Source organism: Streptomyces sp. NPDC029526 (assembly GCF_040637405.1).
Taxonomy (GTDB): domain Bacteria; phylum Actinomycetota; class Actinomycetes; order Streptomycetales; family Streptomycetaceae; genus Streptomyces.
The window spans coordinates 1-2,497 of sequence record NZ_JBEZWE010000049.1; the positions used below are offsets into that span (position 1 = coordinate 1).

At 56.9% G+C, this 2,497-nt stretch carries 1 rRNA gene; it reads left to right on the forward strand.

Annotated elements, in window-relative coordinates:
* Positions 1-2,476 (forward strand): 23S ribosomal RNA (locus AB0F01_RS31400); the annotation flags it as partial.
* Between the last annotated feature and the right edge of the window lie 21 nt (positions 2,477-2,497).

The window sequence follows — 2,497 nt, forward strand, 5'->3', positions numbered from 1 at the left end:
CGTCGTGACTGCGTGCCTTTTGAAGAATGAGCCTGCGAGTTTGCGGTGTGTTGCGAGGTTAACCCGGGTGGGGAAGCCGTAGCGAAAGCGAGTCCTAATAGGGCGTTTGAGTAGCACGCTCAAGACCCGAAGCGGAGTGATCTAGCCATGGGCAGGTTGAAGCGGAGGTAAGACTTCGTGGAGGACCGAACCCACCAGGGTTGAAAACCTGGGGGATGACCTGTGGTTAGGGGTGAAAGGCCAATCAAACTCCGTGATAGCTGGTTCTCCCCGAAATGCATTTAGGTGCAGCGTCGTGTGTTTCTTGCCGGAGGTAGAGCACTGGATAGGCGATGGGCCCTACCGGGTTACTGACCTTAGCCAAACTCCGAATGCCGGTAAGTGAGAGCGCGGCAGTGAGACTGTGGGGGATAAGCTCCATGGTCGAGAGGGAAACAGCCCAGAGCATCGACTAAGGCCCCTAAGCGTACGCTAAGTGGGAAAGGATGTGGAGTCGCAGAGACAACCAGGAGGTTGGCTTAGAAGCAGCCACCCTTGAAAGAGTGCGTAATAGCTCACTGGTCTAGTGATTCCGCGCCGACAATGTAGCGGGGCTCAAGCGTACCGCCGAAGTCGTGTCAATCCAGCAGGTAGCCCTAACGGGTGCTGGGTTGGGTAGGGGAGCGTCGTGTGCCGGGTGAAGCAGCGCCGGAAGGCAGTTGTGGACGGTTCACGAGTGAGAATGCAGGCATGAGTAGCGATTCACACGTGAGAAACGTGTGCGCCGATTGACTAAGGGTTCCTGGGTCAAGCTGATCTGCCCAGGGTAAGTCGGGACCTAAGGCGAGGCCGACAGGCGTAGTCGATGGATAACCGGTTGATATTCCGGTACCCGCTGTGGAGCGTCAAACATCGAGCATCGTGATGCTAAGGCCGTGAAGCCGCCGGCTGAGTCTTCGGACGAGGTCGGAGTGGTGGAGCCGCTGAACCAAGCGGTTAGTAGGTGAGTGATGGGGTGACGCAGGAAGGTAGTCCATCCCGGGCGGTGGTTGTCCCGGGGTAAGGGTGTAGGACGTCAGGTAGGCAAATCCGCCTGGCAATAGTCTGAGACCTGATGCCGAGCCGATTGTGGTGAAGTGGATGATCCTATGCTGTCGAGAAAAGCCTCTAGCGAGTTTCATGGCGGCCCGTACCCTAAACCGACTCAGGTAGTCAGGTAGAGAATACCGAGGCGTTCGGGTGAACTATGGTTAAGGAACTCGGCAAAATGCCCCCGTAACTTCGGGAGAAGGGGGGCCATTCCTGGTGATCCGGCTTTGCTCGGTGAGCTGGGGGTGGCCGCAGAGACCAGCGAGAAGCGACTGTTTACTAAAAACACAGGTCCGTGCGAAGCCGTAAGGCGATGTATACGGACTGACGCCTGCCCGGTGCTGGAACGTTAAGGGGACCGGTTAGCTTGGATTCGTCCAGGCGAAGCTGAGAACTTAAGCGCCAGTAAACGGCGGTGGTAACTATAACCATCCTAAGGTAGCGAAATTCCTTGTCGGGTAAGTTCCGACCTGCACGAATGGCGTAACGACTTCTTGACTGTCTCAACCATAGGCCCGGTGAAATTGCACTACGAGTAAAGATGCTCGTTTCGCGCAGCAGGACGGAAAGACCCCGGGACCTTTACTACAGTTTGATATTGGTGTTCGGTTCGGCTTGTGTAGGATAGCTGGGAGACTGTGAACTCTGGACGCCAGTTCAGGGGGAGTCGTCGTTGAAATACCAGTCTGGTCGTGCTGGATGTCTAACCTGGGTCCGTGATCCGGATCAGGGACAGTGTCTGATGGGTAGTTTAACTGGGGCGGTTGCCTCCTAAAGGGTAACGGAGGCGCCCAAAGGTTCCCTCAGCCTGGTTGGTAATCAGGTGTTGAGTGTAAGTGCACAAGGGAGCTTGACTGTGAGACCGACGGGTCGAGCAGGGACGAAAGTCGGGACTAGTGATCCGGCGGTGGCTTGTGGAAGCGCCGTCGCTCAACGGATAAAAGGTACCCCGGGGATAACAGGCTGATCTTCCCCAAGAGTCCATATCGACGGGATGGTTTGGCACCTCGATGTCGGCTCGTCGCATCCTGGGGCTGGAGTCGGTCCCAAGGGTTGGGCTGTTCGCCCATTAAAGCGGTACGCGAGCTGGGTTTAGAACGTCGTGAGACAGTTCGGTCCCTATCCGCTGTGCGCGTAGGAGTCTTGAGAAGGGCTGTCCCTAGTACGAGAGGACCGGGACGGACGAACCTCTGGTGTGCCAGTTGTTCTGCCAAGGGCATGGCTGGTTGGCTACGTTCGGGAGGGATAACCGCTGAAAGCATCTAAGCGGGAAGCCTGCTTCGAGATGAGGGCTCCCACCCACTTGATGGGGTAAGGCTCCCAGTAGACGACTGGGTTGATAGGCCGGATATGGAAGCACGGTAACGTGTGGAGTTGACCGGTACTAATAGGCCGAGGGCTTGTCCTCAGTTGCTCGCGTCCACTGTGT